This window comes from Stenotrophomonas sp. S41, assembly GCF_016624625.1.
In the GTDB taxonomy this organism is placed as follows: domain Bacteria; phylum Pseudomonadota; class Gammaproteobacteria; order Xanthomonadales; family Xanthomonadaceae; genus Stenotrophomonas.
Genome location: NZ_JACVTV010000037.1, coordinates 18,421 through 37,142, shown reverse-complemented (window position 1 = coordinate 37,142; position 18,722 = coordinate 18,421). Strand labels below are relative to the sequence as shown.

The window sequence follows — 18,722 nt, the reverse complement described above, 5'->3', positions numbered from 1 at the left end:
CGTCCCCCTCAACCGGACCCACCCCGCCAACCCACGGATAGCCAGCTTTTGACGTCGACGTTGACGTTGACGTTGCAGTTGCCGTTGCCTCGGCAGGTGCAGGGCGCAGCCCTGCCAGTGCTACGCTACCGCCAGCGACTACCACGGAGGCGGGATGGGGGCGATCGTGTTGTTGCCGCTGGGCGTGGACGATGCCGCGCTCGACCGCTGCCTGGCTGCGCTCGACGCCGGCACCGCCGCGGGCACTGCGGTCTGGTTGGCCGATGACGCACAGGCCGGGCCGCGTGCCCAGGCCGTGGTCGAGCACTGGCTCGCGCATACGCCACTGCAGGCCGAATACACCCGCCGCGCGCGACCGCTTGGCGAAGTCGCCCACCTCGATGAAATGCTGCGCGCCTGCGACGGACTGGACGTTGCCGTCCTCGCCCCGGACAGCGTGCCCGCGCCCGGCTGGCTGCAGCAGCTGCAGGCGGCGTTCGCCCGCGATGCGGCCATCGCCACCGCCACGCCCTGGTGCAATGCCGGCGAAACCGCTGCATGGCCGCGGCTGGGAGAAATCAATCCCGAGCCGGCCGATACCGCGCTGCTGGCCCACACCTGTGCAAGCCTGCCGAACCTGCACCCGGAACTGCCCTCGGCCGTCACCCACGCGGTGCTGGTCCGCGGCAACGCACGGCGCCGTGCCGGTGGCCTCGACACCGACAGCTACCTTGGCTGGAATGCGGCGCTGGTCGACCTCAGCCTGCGCATGGCGGGGCTGGGCTGGCGCAACGTGCTGTGCGAAAACGCCTTCGTCAGCCGCGCCGGCGAGGCCGTCAGCCGCGAGGGCGATCTGGAGGCCCTGGCCGCGCGCTGGCCGGGCTGGATGCCGCGGCTGGCCGATTTCCTCATGCACGACCCGTTGCATGCGCTGCGCGATGACCTGCAGCAACGGTTGCAGCAGGCGATAATGCCGCGAGAGCAGGGCGACCTGTTCGCCACGCCACCGCCGCCGGAGTCGCCTGCTTGAACCCTGCCATCGCCGCCATCGTCGTCACCTACCAGAGCGGCAGCACCATCGATGCCTGCCTGTCGCGCCTGCGCCAGGCGCAGGACGTGGCCGAGATCCGGGTGGTGGACAACGGTTCGCAGGATGACACGCTGGAAATCGTGCAGCGCCACGCCAGTCACGATCCGCGCGTGCGCTTCATCGGCAACCCGGACAACCCCGGCTTTGCCGCCGCCAACAACCAGGGCGTGGCCGATTCAGGCAGCCCCTGGCTGGCCTTCATCAATCCCGACCTGCTGGTGGAGGAGGACACCCTGGCGGCGCTGCGCCTGCGTGCGCTGGATCTGGGTGATTGCCTGCTGGGCGTGGAGCAGGTGGACGAGCACGGCTTTGCCGACGACGCCGTGCGCCGCCGCGATCCCGATTTCCTGGCCATGCTGCGTTCGCCCGGACGTGGCGGGCGCCTGGCCATTCCGCGCGACCCGGCGCAGGCGATGCAGCAGGTGCCGGCGTTGTCCGGTGCGTTGCTGCTGATGCCGCGTGCGCTGTTCGACCGCCTCGGTGGCTGGGATGCCGGCTACCGCCTGCACGCCGAAGACCTGGACCTGTGCCGCCGCGTGCGCGAGGCCGGCGGCGTGGTGGCCATCGCCAATGATCTGCGGGTGACGCACGTGCGCGGGGTGTCCAGCCGCTCGCGGCCGTTCTTCGTCGAATGGCACAAGCACCGTGGCCTGTGGCGCTACTTCAGCAAGTTCGAAGCGAAGCAGCGCTCGGCACCAGTGCGCGTGCTGGTGTGGGGCGCGATCTGGGCCCATGCGCTGATGCTGGTGCCGAGGCTGCTGCGCAAGGCGCTCTGACGGCGGGGTGGGGCAGGCACCCACGCTCGGCGTGGATCTACCAGCAGCCGGGCCCGGGAAACGCGTTTCACCCGATCGGGCGCATAATTGCCCCATGGCCATCATCCAGTCCCTGCTCGACACCGATCTGTACAAATTCACCATGATGCAGGCGGTGCTGCACCAGCACCCCGGCGCCCTGGTCCAGTACCGGTTCAAGTGCCGCACCCCCGGTATCGACCTGGCGAGCTACATCGACCAGATCAACGAAGAAATCGACCACCTGTGCAGCCTGCGCTTCAGCAATGAAGAGCTGGACTACATGCGTGGCCTGCGCTTCGTGAAGCCCGACTTCGCCGATTTCCTCGGCCTGTTCCACCTGGATCGCAAGTACATCCAGCTGAAGCCGTCGACGACGGTGCCGGGCGAGATCGACCTGGACATCACCGGCCCGTGGCTGCACACCATCCTGTTCGAAGTGCCGCTGCTGGCCATCATCAACGAAGTCTGGTTCCGCAACACCACCACCGCTGATTTCGCCGAGGGCGAGCGCCGCCTGCAGGCCAAGGCCGCGCTGCTGCGCGATACCCCCGGGTTCGAACAGTGCCGCATCGCCGATTACGGCAGCCGCCGCCGCTACTCGCGCGACTGGCATGCGCGCCTGTTGCCGCTGCTGCGCGATGCACTCGGCCCGCAGCTGGTCGGCACCAGCAACGTGCACTTCGCCCGCCTGTACGGCATGACCCCGCACGGCACCATGGCCCACGAATACCTGCAGGCGTTCCAGGCCCTCGGCCCGCGCCTGCGTGATTCGCAGGTGGCCGCGCTGGAGTCGTGGGCACGCGAATACCGCGGCGACCTCGGCATCGCCCTGTCCGACGTGGTCGGCCTGGATGCGTTCCTGCGCGACTTCGACATGTATTTCTGCAAGCTGTTCGACGGTGTGCGCCACGATTCGGGCGATCCGTTCGACTGGGGCGATCGCATGCTCGCCCACTTCCAGCAGCGCCGCGTCGATCCGCGCAGCAAGGTGCTGGTCTTCAGCGACGGCCTGGACATCACCAAGGTCATGCGCCTGTACGACTACTTCCGTGGGCGCTGCCAGGTGGCCTTCGGCGTCGGTACGCACCTGACCAACGATCTTGGCTCGACCCCGCTCAACATCGTCATCAAGATGGTCCGCTGCAACGGCCAGCCGGTGGCCAAGCTGAGCGATTCGCCGGGCAAGAGCATGTGCGATGACCCGGGCTACCTCAGCTACCTGCGCCAGGTCTTCGAACTGCCGCCGGAAACGCCCCAGGGCTGATCCCCGGGGCGGTCTGCCTGGGCGGGAGGCTCAGGGGTAGTCGACGCGCACCAGGTAAGCCCCCTGCAGCGGCTGCTGCTTGGGGGCTTCCAGGCGGTAGCTTTCCGAGAACACCAGATCACCCGCGCGCAGGCTGCGTGCGGCCACGGCCAGCTGCCGGCCCTGGCGCTTGCCATCGCGCAGCACCGCGCCCTGGCCTTCATCCATAGCCACCAGTGCGACCGTCGCACCCTTGGCCGACAACGGGCAGCCTTCCAGGCGCAGCTGCTGTGCGTCCACGCGCGCCGAGCAGCCCGGATCGACGATGCGACCGCTGAAGCGGATCGTGCCGCCATCGGCATGTGCCAGCGAACTGACACCCATCAGGGCCACGCAGAGCAGGATCGAGGTCTTCATGACGTTCTCTGGTTCGGTATGAGTCTGTTAACGACAGCCCGGCACAGTCTTTAAGGGTCAGAGTTTCGATCTGGAAGGCACGTCACTGAGCAATAGTGATGCGCGTCAAATATCGCGTTTTTGCCTTGAAAACAGGCTCCTCCTCGCTGCGTGACACGCGCGTAAACCACGTTCTGCAGGAGTGTGACGTGCGTTCGAAAGTCGTCGAACGCATGGCGGGGTATCACGCCAAATATTTGGCGTCAATGTGCGATGCGACACATCCAATGCGTGAACTGCATCACAGTTGTGATCTATACTGTCGACTCGGACCTCAAGGATGGCTTCATCGCGGGTCCGGCCACAGGTGAGACGCAAGGATGGGTCTGATGCCCGGCAGTGCTCCTTGCTTCCTCCTCTACGTCCACATTTCTCAGTAGGGTTAGAAAGCAAATGCGCAAGATCAATCTGTTCGCCGTCCTCCTGCTCGCCGCCGCACCGCTGGCCGCCAACGCTGCCGATGGCACGATCACCTTCACCGGCAAGGTCAACGCCAAGACCTGCGAGATCAATGCCGGCTCCAGCAAGGACTTCACCGTCAACCTGCCGCCGGTCGGTACCACCGCCCTGAAGACCGCCGGTGACGTCGCTGGCCGTACCGCCTTCTCGATCAACCTGACCAACTGCTCTGCCGGCAAGGTCGCCACCTACTTCGAGCCGGGCGTCACCGTCGACTCGAGCACCGGCAACCTCGTCAACACCGCCACCGGCGGCGCCAGCAACGTGCAGCTGCAGCTGCTGACCGCCAACGGCAGCGTGGTGAAGGTGAGTGGCACCGGCACGCTGCAGGCCGGTACCTGGACCGATGTCGCCGACAAGGGCGCGGCCAAGCTGGATTACGCCGCCCAGTACTTCGCCACCGGCCAGTCGACCGCCGGCGACGTCGCCAGCAGCGTCAAGTACACGATCATCTACAACTGATCGTAGCTGCACCCTCCCTGCCCGATGCAGCCATCGGGCAGGGCTTCGTTCCATTTCCCGGGTCGTCCTTCCGATGAAAGCCATCCTTTCCCGGGCGCTGCTGCTGGCGGCGCTCTCGCTGCCCCTGTGCCAGAGCGCCCTGGCTGGTGTCGTCATCAACGGTACCCGGGTGATCTATCCGGCGCAGTCGCGCGAAGTGACCGTGCAGGTGGACAACACCGGCGACGCGCCGTCGCTGGTCCAGGCCTGGATTGATTCGGGTGATGCGGAGCAGACGCCGGAAACGAGCGATGCCCCGTTCGTGCTGACCCCGCCGATCAGCCGCGTGGAAGCCGGCCGCAGCCAGGCGCTGCGCATCATCTTCACCGGCAAGGCGCTGCCCAGCGACCGTGAATCGGTGTTCTGGTTCAACGTGCTGGATGTGCCGCCCTCGCCGCAGGCCACCCCCGGCGAAGAGCAGAACCTGCTGCAGGTTGCATTCCGCTCGCGCCTGAAGCTGTTCTATCGCCCGCAGGGGCTGGCTGGCACCGCCAACGATGCGCCCGCGCTGCTGCGCTGGAGCCGCACGGGCAACCGCCTGCGCGTGGAAAATCCGAGCCCGTTCCACGTCACCCTCGCCGAGGTGCATGCAGTGGCAGGCACCCGCGATGACGCGGTGGAACAGGAGGGAAAAATGCTGGCACCTGGCCAGCAGCTGGAGTTCACCGTGCCGGCCACCACCGCGCAGGTGCGCTTCACCACCATCAATGATTTCGGCGGGCGCGTGGAGCGCACCGTCACCGTCGGAAGCGGGAGCTGATCGAACGGCTGCATGCAGGCAGCGCGCCCCCCCGTCATGGCTGCATCGCGGCCGTCGTCAAGGAATGTCAGTGTGATTGGAAACAGATTGACATTGTCGATTCAGCAGGCCGTGTGCCTGCTGGCTGCGGGTATCGCCTGCCCAGGATGGGCCGTGGCGGCGCCGGCCAACCTCGGCGAGCAGGCGCTGATGGCGCAGAGCGCTGCGGCAACCGCGCGCGTGCCGGAACAGGCCCAGTTCAATTCAAGTTTCCTTTCCGGGCAGGCCGGCAAGGTGGATCTGTCCTCCTTCGCCAACGGCAACCCGATGGTCGCCGGTACCTACCGCGTCGACATCTACGTCAATGGCGCCTGGCAAGGCCGCCGCGACCTGCAGTTCAAGGCTGACGCACAGGGCAAGGTGGACGCCTGCCTCGGCAGGCCGCTGCTGGAGGAGTTCGGCGTGGACAGCGAAGCCGTGCTGGCCCAGCAGGATCCGGCACTGGCCATCGATGCCGCTGCCTGCGTCCCGGTGCAGCAGCGCATGGCCGATGCCTTCGGCGCCTACGACGGCGGCAACCTGCGCTACGACCTGAGCATCCCGCAGGTGTTCCTGCGCCGCCAGGCACGCGGCTACGTCAGCCCGGCGCTGTGGGACCGCGGCATCAACGCCGGCTTCGTGGGCTACAGCTTCAACGCCATCAACAGCGACCTGCGCACCGAAGACGGTGGCCGCAACCAGAGTGCCTATCTCGGCCTCAACGCTGGCCTGAACCTGGGGGGCTGGCAGTTCCGCCATGATTCCAACCTGACCTGGAACAGCGGCGATGGCCGCCACTGGCAGAGCATCGCCACCTACGTGCAGCGCGGAATCCCGCAGGTGCGCGGCCTGCTGACCGTGGGCGATGCCTACACCAGTGGCGAGCTGTTTGATTCGATCGGTTTCCGCGGCATCAGCCTGGTCACCGATGACCGCATGCTGCCTGATTCGCTGCGTGGCTACGCACCGGTGGTGCGCGGCATCGCCGAGACCAACGCGCGCATCGAAGTGCGGCAGAACCAGCAGCTGATCTATTCCTCCACCGTATCGCCGGGCAGCTTCGTCATTGATGACCTGTACCCGACCGGCTACGGCGGCGACCTTGAAGTGCTGGTGATCGAGGCCGATGGCCGCCGCCGCGCGTTCAAGGTGCCGTTCGGCTCGGTGCCGCAGATGCTGCGCCAGGGCGTTTCGCGTTATGCGCTCACCGCCGGCCAGGTGCGCAGCGCGCAGCTGCTGGATGACCCGTGGATGCTGCAGGGCACCTACCAGCGCGGCCTCAGCAACCGCTTCACCGTCTATGGCGGCAGCGCGCTGGGCAAGGGCTACGGCTCGGTGCTGTATGGCCTCGGCCTGGCCACGCCGCTGGGTGCCTTCGCCGTCGATGTCACCCATGCGCGGACCGAGTTCGATCACATGGCCGGCCGTTCCGGTGCCAGTGTGCGCCTGAGCTACGCCAACCTCATCAGTGAGACCAACACCAACTTCGCGCTGGCCGCGTACCGCTATTCCACCGGCGGCTTCTACAGCCAGCAGGATGCGCTGCTGGCGCGCGAGGACGACGCGCGGGGCATCGATCCTGCCCTGCGTGGGCGCCAGCGCAGCCAGTTCCAGCTGACCCTGAACCAGCCGCTGGGGCAGCATGGGGGCGCGCTGTACCTCACCGGTGCGATGCGCGATTTCTATGATCGCTCCGGCACCAGCAAGCAGTACCAGCTGGGCTACAACAACGCCTGGCGCTCGCTGAACTACGGCATTTCCGCGGTGCGGACCGAGCAGGGCGACGGCGGCACGGCCGATACCCAGTACCTGTTGTCGCTCAGTATTCCGCTGGGTCGCCGCAGCGGCCAGCCGATGTCCTTCAGTGCCGACGTCGGCGTGCGCGACCGCAGCGGCTACGACAACAGCCGCGTCGGCATGACCGGTGCGGCCGGCGCGGATGGCAACTTCACCTACGGCGCAGCGTTCTCGGACAGCCGTAACGGCGCATCCACCGCCACCGCCAACGCCGAGTACCGCAGCCGCTATGCATCGCTCAGTGGCTCCTACGGCCAGTCCAGCGATTTCCGCCAGGCATCGGTGGGCGCCAACGGCAGCCTGGTGGTCCACGCCGGCGGCGTTACCTTCACCCCGCAGCGTGGCGACACCATGGTGCTGGTCGAGGCCAAGGGCGCGCGCGACGCACGCGTCACCAACGCACCGGGCCTGCGCATCGACGGTCGTGGCTACGCGGTGGTGCCCTATGTTTCGCCGTACCGCCTCAATACGGTCACCCTCGACCCGCAGGGCATGTCGCAGGACGTGGAGCTGGACGGCAGCAGCCAGTCGGTCGCGCCGTATGCCGGTGCCATCAGCTACCTGCGCTTCGATACGCGCCAGGGCCGTGCGCTGCTCATCCAGGTCCGCAATGCCGATGGCAGCACGCTGCCGTTCGGCTCGCAGGTGAAGGACGAGCAGGGCCAGCCGGTGGGCATGGTCGGGCAGGGTGGCCGCGTCTACGTGCGCAGCGAACACGACCGCGGCCAGCTGCTGGTCGAGTGGGGCGTTGCCGCCGACCAGCGCTGTACCCTTGAATACACGGTGCCTGCGGGCACCACGGCCGGCCCTGCCGGATTGATTGCCGTGGAGGCAGCATGCCGATGAAGACGTTCCGCCGGGGCACCCTGGCGATGGGCCTGCTGGCCGCGGGCATGGGCCTGGGGTTGTCCGGCCAGGCGCTCGCGTCGTGCAGGCTCAGCAACCCCTGGTTCTTCTCGCCTCAGGATGTCCAGATGGACATGGGGCAGGTGGTCATTCTGCCCAGCACGCCCGTCGGCGGCGTGATCAAGCAGCTGAGCGTGCCGATCACGCAGAAGAACAGCATCGTCAGCTGCGACTGGCGTGGGGGCACTGCGATGGGGGCCTTCATCAACGCGGCGCAGCGCCAGCCCGTGTCGGGGTTCCAGAATGTCTATCGTACGGGCGTTGACGGGGTGGGCATCCGCCTGTATCGAGACTCCGGCACGATCCAGACGTACTACCCGCACACCATCTACCTCAACCCGAACACCACCGGCTCACTGACCGGTGGTTTCTTCCGGATCGAGCTGATCAAGACCGCAGTGCAGACGGGGTCCGGCACGATCGCTCCCAATGGGCCGTTCACCACCTACTACCTGGATGGCGATGGCCCTTCGGATCCGGTGCTGACGTCCAGCTTCCGCGGCATCGGCACCACTGTGGTCAGCCCCACCTGCGAAGTGGATGCCGGCAGCCGCAACATCGTGGTGGATTTCGGCAGCGTGCCGAACTCGTCCTTCAGCGGGGTGGGCTCGCGTGCCGTGGATCGTGATTTCAACATCACCCTGCGCTGCCAGGGCAGCAACGTGGCGCAGTACCAGAGCACCATCGGCATCCAGCTCGATGCCACGTCGGCCAGTGGCAACCAGCCCGGCACGCTGGCCATCACCAGCGGCAGCAACAGTGCCACCCGCATCGGCATCCAGATCGTGCGCCGCAACGGCAGCAGCGAGCAGAACATCAGCTTCGGCGACAGCCTGATGCTGGGTGACACGGTAACCGGCACCTCGTCGATGAGCCTGCCGCTGCGCGCGCGCTACATCCAGACCCAGGCCGGTACGGTGGGAGCAGGCGAGGCCAACGGCACCGCGACGTTCACGATCACGTACAACTGACCTGCCGCCGGCACCGCGCATGTTCCGGTAGCGCCGGGCCATGCCCGGCGAGCGCGCAGCGCGGCCGCTTATTCCAACGCGTAACGCAGCACGAACAGCGTCGCCACCAGCCACACCGCCGGGTGCACCTCGCGCCAGCGGCCGGTGCCGGCCTTCAGTGCGGCATAGGCGATGAAGCCGAATGCCAGGCCATTGGCGATGGAATAGGTGAACGGCATCGCCAGCGCACACAGCGCCGCCGGCACCGATTCGGTCAAGTCGCTCCAGTCCACTTCCACCAGCTCGCGCAGCATCAGGCCGGCCACGAACAGCAGGGCAGGGGAGGTGGCATAGGCGGGCACCATCGCGGCCAACGGCGAGAACAGCAGCGCGGCCAGGAACAGCGCCGACACCACCAGTGCGGTCAGGCCGGTACGGCCGCCCACCTGCACGCCCGAGGCGCTTTCGGCGAAGGCGGTGGTGCTGCTGGTGCCCAGCAGCGAACCGGCCACGATGGCGGTGCTGTCGGCCAGCAGCGCACGGCCAAAGCGCTTCTGCGCGCCCGGCAGTTTCAGCAGGCCGGCACGACCGACCACGCCGTACAGGGTGCCGGTGGCATCGAACACTTCCACCAGCACGAACACCAGCACCACCTGCAGCAGCACCGCCAGCGGTGCGCCGCCGTCGTGGTGCAGCAGGCCGGGAAGGTCCAGCTGCAGGAAGGTCGGCGCCAGGCTCGGCGGCAGCGAAACCAGGCCGTGGTACTGCACGTCACCCAGCGCCCAGCCGGCGCCGGTGACGGCGAGGATGCCGATCAGGATGGCACCGCGCACGCGGCGCGCTTCCAGCACCGCGATCAGCAGGAAGCCACCGAGCGCCAGCAGCGGCGGTGCGGTGTTCAGCGGGCCCAGGGCAACCAGGGTGTCTTCGTTGCCGACGATCACCCCGGACTTCTGCAGCGCGATGATCGCCAGGAACAGGCCGATGCCGGCCACGATGGCCGAGCGCAGCGACGACGGAATGCCGGCCACCAGCCAGGCGCGCACGCCGGTCAGCGACAGCACCAGGAACACCAGGCCGGAAATGAACACCGCGCCCAACGCCTGCTGCCAGGGCAGGCCGGCCGCGCCGACCACCGTAAAGGCGAAGAACGCGTTCAGGCCCATGCCCGGCGCCATGCCCACCGGGAAATTGGCCGCCAGTGCCATCACTGCCGAACCCAGCGCGGCGGCCAGGCAGGTGGCGACGAATACCGCGCCGGCATCCATGCCCGTGGTGCCCAGGATTTCCGGATTGACGAAGACGATGTAGGACATCGTCAGGAAGGTGGTGACACCGGCCAGCAGCTCGGTGCGCACGGTGGTGCCGTGCTGCTGCAGCTGGAACAGGCGTTCGAACAGGGACATGGGGGTACTCACAACAATTGGGCGTCACCACCAACGGTGGTGACCTACCGAAAGAGAAAGGCCGCGCGAGCGCGGCCTTTCCGGTTGCCTTACTTCAGCGCCTTGAAGCGCAGGCGCTTCGGCGCGGCGTCGTCGCCCATGCGGCGGCGCTTGTCTTCTTCGTACTCGCGGTAGTTGCCCTGGAAGAACTCCACGTGCGAATCGCCTTCGAACGCCAGGATGTGGGTCGCGATGCGATCCAGGAACCAGCGGTCATGCGAAATGACGAAGGTGTTGCCCGGGAACTCCAGCAGCGCATCTTCCAGCGCACGCAGGGTTTCGATGTCCAGATCGTTGGACGGTTCGTCGAGCAGCAGCACGTTGCCACCCTGCAGCAGGGTCTTGGCCATGTGCAGGCGGCCACGCTCACCACCGGACAGCGAACCGACCATCTTCTGCTGGTCCTGGCCCTTGAAGTTGAAGCGGCCGATGTAGGCGCGCGACTGGATCTCGATGCCGTTGATGTTGAGGATGTCCAGGCCGCCAGCGATTTCCTGGAAGACGTTGTGGTTGCCTTCCAGCGCGTCGCGGCTCTGGTCCACGTAGGACAGCTTCACGGTCGGGCCGACCACGATCTCGCCGGTGTCCGGCTTTTCCTGGCCGGTGATCATCTTGAACAGGGTCGACTTACCGGCACCGTTCGGGCCGATGATGCCGACGATGGCGCCGGCCGGCACCAGGAAGCTCAGGTTGTCGAACAGCAGGCGGTCGCCGAACTTCTTCGAGACGTTCTTGAACTCCATCACCGCGTTGCCCAGGCGCTCGCCCGGCGGGATGAAGATTTCATTGGTCTCGTTGCGCTTCTGGTAATCGACCGACTGCAGCTCTTCCAGACGGGCCAGACGGGCCTTGCCCTTCGTGCGGCCACCCTTGGCGTTCTGGCGCGACCACTCCAGTTCCTTCTGGATCGCCTTCTGGCGGGCCTTTTCCTGGTTGTCTTCCTGCTTCAGGCGCTCATCCTTCTGGGTCAGCCAGTCGGTGTAGTTGCCCTTCCACGGAATGCCGCGACCGCGGTCCAGTTCCAGGATCCACTCGGCGGCGTTGTCCAGGAAGTAGCGATCATGGGTGACCGCCACGACGGTGCCGGTGTAGCGCGCGAGGAACTGTTCCAGCCATTCCACCGACTCGGCGTCGAGGTGGTTGGTCGGTTCGTCGAGCAGCAGCATGTCCGGCTTCTGCAGCAGCAGGCGGCACAGTGCCACGCGGCGCTTTTCACCACCGGACAGCTTGCCGACCACGGCATCCCACGGCGGCAGGCGCAGCGCATCGGCGGCCACGTCCAGCTGGTTTTCCAGGGTGTGCGCGTCGCCAGCGGCGAGGATCGCCTCCAGGCGCTCCTGTTCCTTGGCCAGCGCGTCGAAGTCGGCGCCTTCCTCGGCATAGGCGGTGTAGACCGCGTCCAGCGCAGCCTGTGCCTGCAGCACTTCGCCCACGCCTTCTTCCACCGCTTCACGCACGGTCTTGGTCGGGTCCAGTTCCGGTTCCTGCGCCAGGTAGCCGACCTTGATGCCGGCCTGCGGGCGGGCTTCGCCCTCGAAATCGGTGTCCACGCCGGCCATGATCTTCAGCACGGTGGACTTGCCGGCGCCGTTCAGGCCCAGCAGGCCGATCTTCGCGCCCGGGAAGAAGGACAGCGAGATGTCCTTGATGATCTGCCGCTTGGGCGGGACCACCTTGGACACGCGGTTCATGGTGTAGATGTATTGCGAGGACATGAGGTCTCCGTAGGGGCGCGGCCCTGCACCCGTCCGTCAGCGGGAAGATCCCGGACGACAGCGGGCACAGACTGAATGGAATACCCCTAATTATAGCCGGAACCGGTTCGCGGCCGCGCCTGCCGGGGCCCCGTGGGGCTGGCCGAAGGCTGAATACTGAGTGGAACGCGTCAGCGGGAAGCGTTTCCAGCCGGAAACCGTTCAGATCGCTTGCGCAATATGGACATCACCATCCACTTCTACAGAGGTCTGTCATGCGCATCACCCTTATCGTGGCCGGGGCCATGGCCTCTGTGCTGGCGCTGGGCGCCGTCACCCCGGCCTTTGCCGACAACGACCACCGTGACCGCCGCGAGTGGCGCGAAGACCGCCGCGACGATCGTCGCGAGTACCGCCATGACGTCCGCGAAGCGCGCCGCGACTACGAACGCGACCGCCGCGATGCGCGCCGTGACTGGCGCCGCGACCATGACCGCCGCTACTACCATCCGGCCCCCCCGCCGCCGCGCGTGGTCTACCGCCCCGGCTATCGCCCGGGCCCGGGCTACGGCTGGCAGGTCGGCCACCGCTACCGCGACTACTACCGCGGCCCGGTCTACGTGGTGAACGACTACCCGCGCTACCACCTGCGCCGCCCGCCGTACGGCCACCAGTGGATCCGGGATGATCGCGGCAACATGCTGCTGGTGGCCATCGCCACCGGCGTCATCGCCCAGTACGTCCTCAGCCGCTGAGCCGGCAACGGGGTCGGATCCCTTTCCAGCGGAAAGGGCTCTGACCCCATCCAGGCAACGGGGTCAGAGCCCTTCCCTGCGGGAAGGGATCCGACCCCAGAGGCCACCGGCAAAACCATACGGGGCCGGATCTCTTCCACGGGGATCCGGCCCCGTTCCTTTCGGCCCCGGCAGGCCGCCACGGGGCTACAATCAGGGGCTGTGCCGTACCCCCCTTTCCCCTGCCTGCCGGAGTAACCGATGTTCCCGCGTGACGTCCGCATCGAAACCTACGATCCCGAACTGGCCAAGGCCATCGCCGCCGAAACCCAGCGTCAGGAAGACCACGTCGAGCTGATCGCCAGCGAGAACTACACCAGCCCGGCCGTGATGGAGGCCCAGGGCAGCCAGCTGACCAACAAGTACGCCGAAGGCTACCCGGGCAAGCGCTACTACGGTGGCTGCGAATACGTGGACATCGCCGAGCAGCTGGCGATCGACCGCCTCAAGCAGCTGTTCGGTGCCGACTACGCCAACGTGCAGCCGCACAGCGGTTCGCAGGCCAACCAGGCCGTGTACTTCGCCCTGCTGCAGCCGGGTGACACCATTCTCGGCATGAGCCTGGCCCACGGCGGCCACCTCACCCACGGTGCCAAGGTCAACGCCTCGGGCAAGCTGTTCAACGCCGTGCAGTACGGCGTCAACGACCAGGGCCTGATCGATTACGACGAAGTCGAGCGCCTGGCCGTCGAGCACAAGCCGAAGATGGTCGTGGCCGGTTTCTCGGCCTATTCGCAGGTGATCGACTGGGCGCGCTTCCGCGCCATCGCCGACAAGGTCGGTGCCTACCTGTTCGTCGACATGGCCCATGTGGCCGGCCTGGTCGCCGCTGGCGTCTACCCGAGCCCGCTGGAACATGCCCACGTGGTCACCTCGACCACCCACAAGACCCTGCGCGGCCCGCGCGGCGGCATCATCGTCGCCAAGGGCGCCGACGAAGACCTGGTCAAGAAGCTGCAGTCGGTGGTGTTCCCGGGCATCCAGGGCGGTCCGCTGATGCACGTCATCGCCGCCAAGGCCGTGGCCTTCAAGGAGGCGCTGGAGCCGGGCTTCACCGCCTACCAGCAGCAGGTGGTGAAGAACGCCCAGGCGATGGCCAACACGCTCATCGCGCGTGGCTACAAGATCGTCTCCGGCGGCACCCAGAACCACCTGATGCTGGTCGACATGATCGGCAAGGACGTGTCCGGCAAGGACGCGGAAGCCGCGCTGGGCAAGGCCCACATCACCGTCAACAAGAACTCGGTGCCGAACGACCCGCGTTCGCCGTTCGTCACCTCGGGCCTGCGCCTGGGCACCCCGGCGGTGACCACCCGTGGTTACGTCGAACAGGACTGCGTGGACCTGGCCAACTGGATCGCCGACGTGCTCGACGCCCCGGCCGATGACGCCGTCATCGCCCGCGTGCGCGATGCCGTCAGCGCGCAGTGCCGCAAGTACCCGGTCTACGGTTGATCGATCCTGGGGTCGGAGCCCTTTCCTGACGGGAAGGGATCCGACCCCGGGCATCCGGATCGAAGCAGGGTCGGATCCCTTTTCGCAGAAAAGGGCTCTGACCCCGGCACCCAGGAAGCAACGCACATGGATGAGCGCCTGCACAAACGCCTGCAGCTCGCACTGGCCCTGTTGTTCGGCCTGCCAGGCCTGCTGCTGGGCGGCATCGTGGCCCTGGTCGGCGTGTACGCCGGCCTGATGCAGGAGACCCGCCTGCTGAGCCGGCTGCTGCTGGTCTGCTGGGGCGCGGCCGGGGCCCTTGGCATCGTCGCCTGGGTACGCATCGGCGCCGATTTCCTGCTGCAGGGCCGATCGGGCCTGCAGGCCATGGGCCGGGTCTGGTGGGTCCTGTTGCTGCTCGGCGCCTTCACGGTCATTCCCGCCGTCGTGCTGGGCGTGGTGGTCGGGCTGACCGAACGCGCGGAGGGCTTCGGCCTGTTGCTGTACGGCCCGCCGCTGCTGCTGCCGGCTGCGCATCTGGCGTGGCTGCGCTGGCGACAATCCCTTGCCGCACAAGGCTGAGCGCCGCCCGGATTTGCTGCAAAAGCCCTTCTCAGGTACCTTTGCGACGCTGTCATGACGATGACAGATTGGTATTCCCCCTGAGCCAGGCGTTCCATGTATTGCCCCTTCTGCCAGCATGCCGATACACGGGTCATCGACTCGCGCGTCTCCGAAGACGGCGCGACGATCCGCCGTCGGCGTGAGTGCGAGGCCTGCAACGAACGTTTCAGCACCCTGGAAACGGTCGAGCTGAAGCTGCCGGCCATCGTCAAGAGTGATGGCACCCGCGAAGCCTTCGACCAACGCAAGGTGCGCGCCGGCTTCGACCGCGCTCTGCAGAAGCGCGCCGTGCCGGAAGAGAAGATCGAAGCGGCGGTACGCGCCGTGGTCCACCAGCTGCGCATCAGCGGCGAACGCGAAGTGCCCTCGATCAGGGTCGGCGAGTTCGTGATGAACGAACTGCGCAAGCTCGACCACGTTGGCTACGTGCGCTTCGCCTCGGTCTACCGCAGCTTCGAGGACGTGGCTGATTTCCGCGAGGAGATCGAGAAGCTGGAGCGCGACCTGCCGTCCAGCACCGAACAGCTGCAGCTGCTGGGCGATGTCATCGCCCTGACCAAGAAAAAGAAGGGCTGACGCCCGGGTGGGTGGTGGGTGCCAACCGTTGGTTGGCACGATGGCATGGATCCACACCAGCGGCGTTACCATGGCCGCATGACCACGCCGTTCACCGTCCTCGACCACCTGCACATGGCCAACGCACTGCGTCTGGCCGAACGTGCTGCCTACACCACCCGCCCCAATCCCATGGTCGGCTGCGTGATCGCCCATGGCGAACGCGTGGTCGGGCAGGGCTGGCACCAGCGTGCCGGCGGCCCGCATGCCGAAGTCTTCGCCCTGCGCGAAGCCGGCAGCGAAGCGCGGGGTGCCACCGCCTACGTCACCCTGGAACCCTGCGCGCATTTCGGCCGCACGCCACCGTGCGCGCTGGCGCTGATCGAAGCCGGTGTGTCGCGCGTGGTCGCGGCGCTGCGCGATCCCTTCCCGAAGGTCGATGGCGGTGGTTTCGACCTGCTGCGCGAAGCGGGCATCGAGGTGTGCGAAGGCCTGATGGCGGCGCAGGCGCGCGAGCTCAACAAGGGCTTCCTGTCGCGGGTGGAGCGCAACCGCCCGTGGCTGCGGGTGAAGCTGGCCGCCAGCCTGGACGGGCGCACCGCAATGGCCGATGGCAGCTCGAAGTGGATCACCGGCGCGGCGGCGCGCGAAGACGTGCAGCACTGGCGCGCGCGTGCCGGCGCGATCCTCACCGGTGCCGATACGGTGCTGGTCGACGATCCGATGCTGACCGTGCGCCTGGCCGACACCGAGGTGATGCCGCCGCTGCGCGTGGTGCTTGATTCCCGCCTGCGCTCGCTGGAATGCAGCCGCGTGCGCGAGGGAGGGGCGCCGACCTTGTATGTGCACGATGCCGCGGTGAGCGCACCGGATGCGGCCGATGCCGAATTCGCCAGCGTGCCGAGCGTCGATGGCCGCCTGGATATGGGCGCGGTACTGGCGCTGCTGGCCGAGCGTGGCATCAATGAAGTGCACACCGAAGCCGGTGCCACCCTGGCCGGCGCGCTGCTGCGTGGCGGCTGGGTGGATGAGCTACTGCTGTACCAGGCGCCGACGCTGCTGGGGGATACCGGCCGCCCGCTGCTGGCTGGCCTCGGTATTGAAACGATGGACCAGCAACGCCGCCTGCGCGTGGTCGATCAGCGCCAGGTGGGGGACGATCTGCGGGTGCTGCTGCGCGCGTGATGCGGTGAAAGCCATCCACGCATGGCGTGGATCTACATTGCACGTGATGCGGTGAAAGCCATCCACGCATGGCGTGGATCTACATTGCACGTACTGCGGTGAAACTGATCCACGCATGGCGTGGATCTACATCGCGCGGTTACTTGCGGAACTGGACCGAGGCGGCCATGGCATCAACCGCATCCAGTACTTCCTGCGGGCTGTCCGCCGGCAGGATGGCTACGAGACGGACGAACCGCTCGCTTGGCCACACCGCCAGATAATGGCGGTAGCGGTTTCCGCTGGGGGTGAGTCCGTCAACGCGGTGCCCCGCAATGCCTGCGAAGTGCGTGTTTGTCCTGGAAACGATGGTGCCTCCTTGAATGCTGACGGTGCCGGCAATCAGTTCATCAGAGATCTCGGCCACATCGTCCGAATCGAAGGGAAGCGACAGCATGGATGCCACGGTCACCAGTGGCTGGCGGCCTTGCGGATCGGTGTCCAGTTTGCCCGCAGTGAACATCACCGCCGAGCCGGCCAACGTGTTGAGCAGCCGAAACGGAGACGCTGCTTTGACGGTGAAGGGGAGGGCGGCAACGTTCTGCTCAAGCGTGGGCTGGGCACCGCGCGTCACCGACTCCAGAACACGCACGGCCTGCTTGTGGGTCAACTCATGATCGCGCGGGGCTTGGATCGTGATCATGACGGTCGGAGAGCCGCTGAACAGCGCGATCCACTTGCCGAACGTGTAACCGTGGGCGTCCTGGCTGCCGATCACCACCGGAATTGTCTGCCCGTCGCTGGTGATTCTCTCCAGACGTTCGACCTGCACGCCCTGACTGGCAAAGCGTTCGCGCGCTGTCGCATTGTCCGCGAACAGTTCGCTGACCACCGCACCGGTTTCGGCGGGCAGTTCGGCGACCAGGATGCTGGCGCGTCCATCTTCACTGACGAACCCGGAGAAGTTGGGGGCTGGCGCGAAGCCGGGAGGCGGCGCCAGGCTGACGACCGAGCCGGGGACGGCGACCGAGGGCTGCGAGGCCTGGGAGCATCCCACCAGCAGCAGTGCCTGCAGGGAGAGCAGTACGGTGCGCGTGATGCGGCGCAGATAATCGAACATCCGGAACTCCTTCATGCTGCCGATGCTGACGCGTCGGAATCCGGTGAGATGACGGGAACGGACAACAGCCGCGGAAGACAGCGCGTCAGCATCATGGAGTCCTTGCGGAACAAGGCGGGCAGCGTGGACCACGCGCACCTGCGCTTCCATGCAATTACTTGTAAAAGAAGCGGGGCTTTCTACAGTGTGCTGATAGCGTCAGTTGACCTCGCACAATGCCGAAGCGTCTACCTCATCCTCGCCGGCGTCCCACGTGTCCAGTGGCATCAGCCCCATCAACACGGTCCGCGAAAGCTGCTGCCTGCGCGCGGCGTCCGAGGCTTCGTGGTTTCCCAGATGCCAGCCCGTCACCGGTACGCAGTGCGAGCCATCCGGGGCGTCGCGCAGCAGGGTGGTCCAGCGGCTGAACAGCGCATCGCTCTGCGCCTGGGCGTCGGGTTGTGTCGTGTCTTGAAGCGCCAGATAGGCTTCGCGAAGGGGCGACACGTCCGGGTACGTGCACGCCAGTGCGAACATGCCTATTTCCGGTGAACCCTGGGGCATGAAATTCCTGGCCTCGCAGTGAATCAGCGGTAGCCGCGTGCTTGGTGCCTCGGCAAACGCGCGCCCGATATCGGGGGCGGGTGCCGGAAATGCCTGCCGTGCCAGCCACGCAGGAACATCGTCAATGACCGGTTGCCAATCGATGCGTTCGCTGGGCACCCATCCCGGGCCCAATGCCTCAAGCAATGCCTTCGCCGGCGCATCATCCTGCAGGTAGACGCGGGCCTGCAGCGTGTATGCCTCTTCCGGTGATGGCGGTGAACTGACCACGCTTGCCGATGATGCCAACAGTGCGAGCAGTACCAAGGCACGCGCACGCGGCGGCAGAACAAGGAGAGGCTTCAACATGGCGGTGTGGCGAGGCAGAGGGATTGCGAAGCATCGCCAATCCCG

General features: G+C 66.8%; 17 protein-coding genes. 12 read left to right on the top strand and 5 right to left on the bottom strand.

Annotated features, from left to right (window positions below; translation table 11 throughout):
- The first annotated feature begins 154 nt into the window (after positions 1–154).
- The 3 genes from IAE56_RS10185 (at position 155) to pncB (ending at position 3,130) form a co-directional block, all read left to right on the top strand.
- Positions 155–1,009 carry a glycosyltransferase gene (locus tag IAE56_RS10185; RefSeq protein ID WP_200752456.1) on the top strand — a complete coding sequence of 285 codons (855 nt, stop codon included), beginning with the start codon at positions 155–157 and terminating at the stop codon, positions 1,007–1,009.
- Positions 1,006–1,845: a glycosyltransferase family 2 protein gene (locus IAE56_RS10180; protein WP_200752455.1), complete on the top strand. Its 840-nt coding sequence runs from the start codon at positions 1,006–1,008 to the stop codon at positions 1,843–1,845. The genes IAE56_RS10185 and IAE56_RS10180 overlap by 4 nt, the downstream gene beginning before the upstream one ends.
- A gap of 94 nt (positions 1,846–1,939) precedes the next feature.
- A complete protein-coding gene (gene pncB, locus IAE56_RS10175) occupies positions 1,940–3,130 on the top strand; it encodes a nicotinate phosphoribosyltransferase (RefSeq protein ID WP_200752454.1) in 1,191 nt (396 codons plus the stop codon).
- A 30-nt stretch (positions 3,131–3,160) separates the two neighbouring features.
- Here the strand turns inward: pncB and IAE56_RS10170 are convergent, their stop codons facing one another.
- On the bottom strand, positions 3,161–3,526 hold the full coding sequence (locus IAE56_RS10170; protein ID WP_200752453.1) for a type 1 fimbrial protein: 366 nt from the start codon (positions 3,524–3,526) through the stop codon (positions 3,161–3,163).
- 432 nt (positions 3,527–3,958) lie between these two features.
- On the opposite strand from IAE56_RS10170, the gene IAE56_RS10165 reads away from it, so the two are divergent.
- The 4 genes from IAE56_RS10165 to IAE56_RS10150 all read left to right on the top strand — a co-directional run bounded on the left by IAE56_RS10165 (position 3,959) and on the right by IAE56_RS10150 (position 8,977).
- Positions 3,959–4,486 (top strand): fimbrial protein, encoded by a 528-nt coding sequence (locus IAE56_RS10165; RefSeq protein WP_200752452.1) that lies wholly within the window; start codon positions 3,959–3,961, stop codon positions 4,484–4,486.
- A 73-nt stretch (positions 4,487–4,559) separates the two neighbouring features.
- Entirely contained in the window at positions 4,560–5,285 is a 726-nt protein-coding gene (locus IAE56_RS10160; RefSeq protein WP_200752451.1) for a fimbria/pilus periplasmic chaperone, read from the top strand.
- A 93-nt stretch (positions 5,286–5,378) separates the two neighbouring features.
- On the top strand, positions 5,379–7,946 hold the full coding sequence (locus tag IAE56_RS10155; RefSeq protein WP_200752460.1) for a fimbria/pilus outer membrane usher protein: 2,568 nt from the start codon (positions 5,379–5,381) through the stop codon (positions 7,944–7,946).
- Positions 7,937–8,977 (top strand): fimbrial protein, encoded by a 1,041-nt coding sequence (locus IAE56_RS10150; protein ID WP_200752450.1) that lies wholly within the window; start codon positions 7,937–7,939, stop codon positions 8,975–8,977. The genes IAE56_RS10155 and IAE56_RS10150 overlap by 10 nt, the downstream gene beginning before the upstream one ends.
- Positions 8,978–9,045: 68 nt before the next feature.
- Here the strand turns inward: IAE56_RS10150 and IAE56_RS10145 are convergent, their stop codons facing one another.
- A complete protein-coding gene (locus IAE56_RS10145; RefSeq protein WP_164074859.1) occupies positions 9,046–10,362 on the bottom strand; it encodes an NCS2 family permease in 1,317 nt (438 codons plus the stop codon).
- Positions 10,363–10,451: 89 nt separating this feature from the next.
- Positions 10,452–12,116 carry an energy-dependent translational throttle protein EttA gene (gene ettA, locus IAE56_RS10140; RefSeq protein ID WP_079220603.1) on the bottom strand — a complete coding sequence of 555 codons (1,665 nt, stop codon included), beginning with the start codon at positions 12,114–12,116 and terminating at the stop codon, positions 10,452–10,454.
- A 254-nt stretch (positions 12,117–12,370) separates the two neighbouring features.
- Here ettA and IAE56_RS10135 point away from each other — a divergent pair, with 254 nt between their 5' ends.
- The 5 genes from IAE56_RS10135 to ribD all read left to right on the top strand — a co-directional run bounded on the left by IAE56_RS10135 (position 12,371) and on the right by ribD (position 16,687).
- Positions 12,371–12,850: an RcnB family protein gene (locus tag IAE56_RS10135; RefSeq protein ID WP_108767700.1), complete on the top strand. Its 480-nt coding sequence runs from the start codon at positions 12,371–12,373 to the stop codon at positions 12,848–12,850.
- 240 nt (positions 12,851–13,090) lie between these two features.
- Entirely contained in the window at positions 13,091–14,344 is a 1,254-nt protein-coding gene (glyA, locus tag IAE56_RS10130) for a serine hydroxymethyltransferase (protein WP_200752449.1), read from the top strand.
- A 126-nt stretch (positions 14,345–14,470) separates the two neighbouring features.
- Positions 14,471–14,905, top strand: a complete 435-nt coding sequence (locus tag IAE56_RS10125; protein ID WP_200752448.1) for a hypothetical protein — start codon at positions 14,471–14,473, stop codon at positions 14,903–14,905.
- A gap of 96 nt (positions 14,906–15,001) precedes the next feature.
- Positions 15,002–15,523, top strand: a complete 522-nt coding sequence (nrdR, locus tag IAE56_RS10120; RefSeq protein WP_164074855.1) for a transcriptional regulator NrdR — start codon at positions 15,002–15,004, stop codon at positions 15,521–15,523.
- A gap of 45 nt (positions 15,524–15,568) precedes the next feature.
- Positions 15,569–16,687 carry a bifunctional diaminohydroxyphosphoribosylaminopyrimidine deaminase/5-amino-6-(5-phosphoribosylamino)uracil reductase RibD gene (gene ribD / locus IAE56_RS10115; RefSeq protein WP_234455999.1) on the top strand — a complete coding sequence of 373 codons (1,119 nt, stop codon included), beginning with the start codon at positions 15,569–15,571 and terminating at the stop codon, positions 16,685–16,687.
- Positions 16,688–16,826: 139 nt separating this feature from the next.
- Here the strand turns inward: ribD and IAE56_RS10110 are convergent, their stop codons facing one another.
- Both IAE56_RS10110 and IAE56_RS10105 read right to left on the bottom strand, forming a co-directional pair.
- Positions 16,827–17,936, bottom strand: a complete 1,110-nt coding sequence (locus IAE56_RS10110) for a hypothetical protein (protein WP_200752447.1) — start codon at positions 17,934–17,936, stop codon at positions 16,827–16,829.
- A gap of 48 nt (positions 17,937–17,984) precedes the next feature.
- On the bottom strand, positions 17,985–18,677 hold the full coding sequence (locus IAE56_RS10105; RefSeq protein WP_200752446.1) for a hypothetical protein: 693 nt from the start codon (positions 18,675–18,677) through the stop codon (positions 17,985–17,987).
- Positions 18,678–18,722 lie beyond the last annotated feature (45 nt).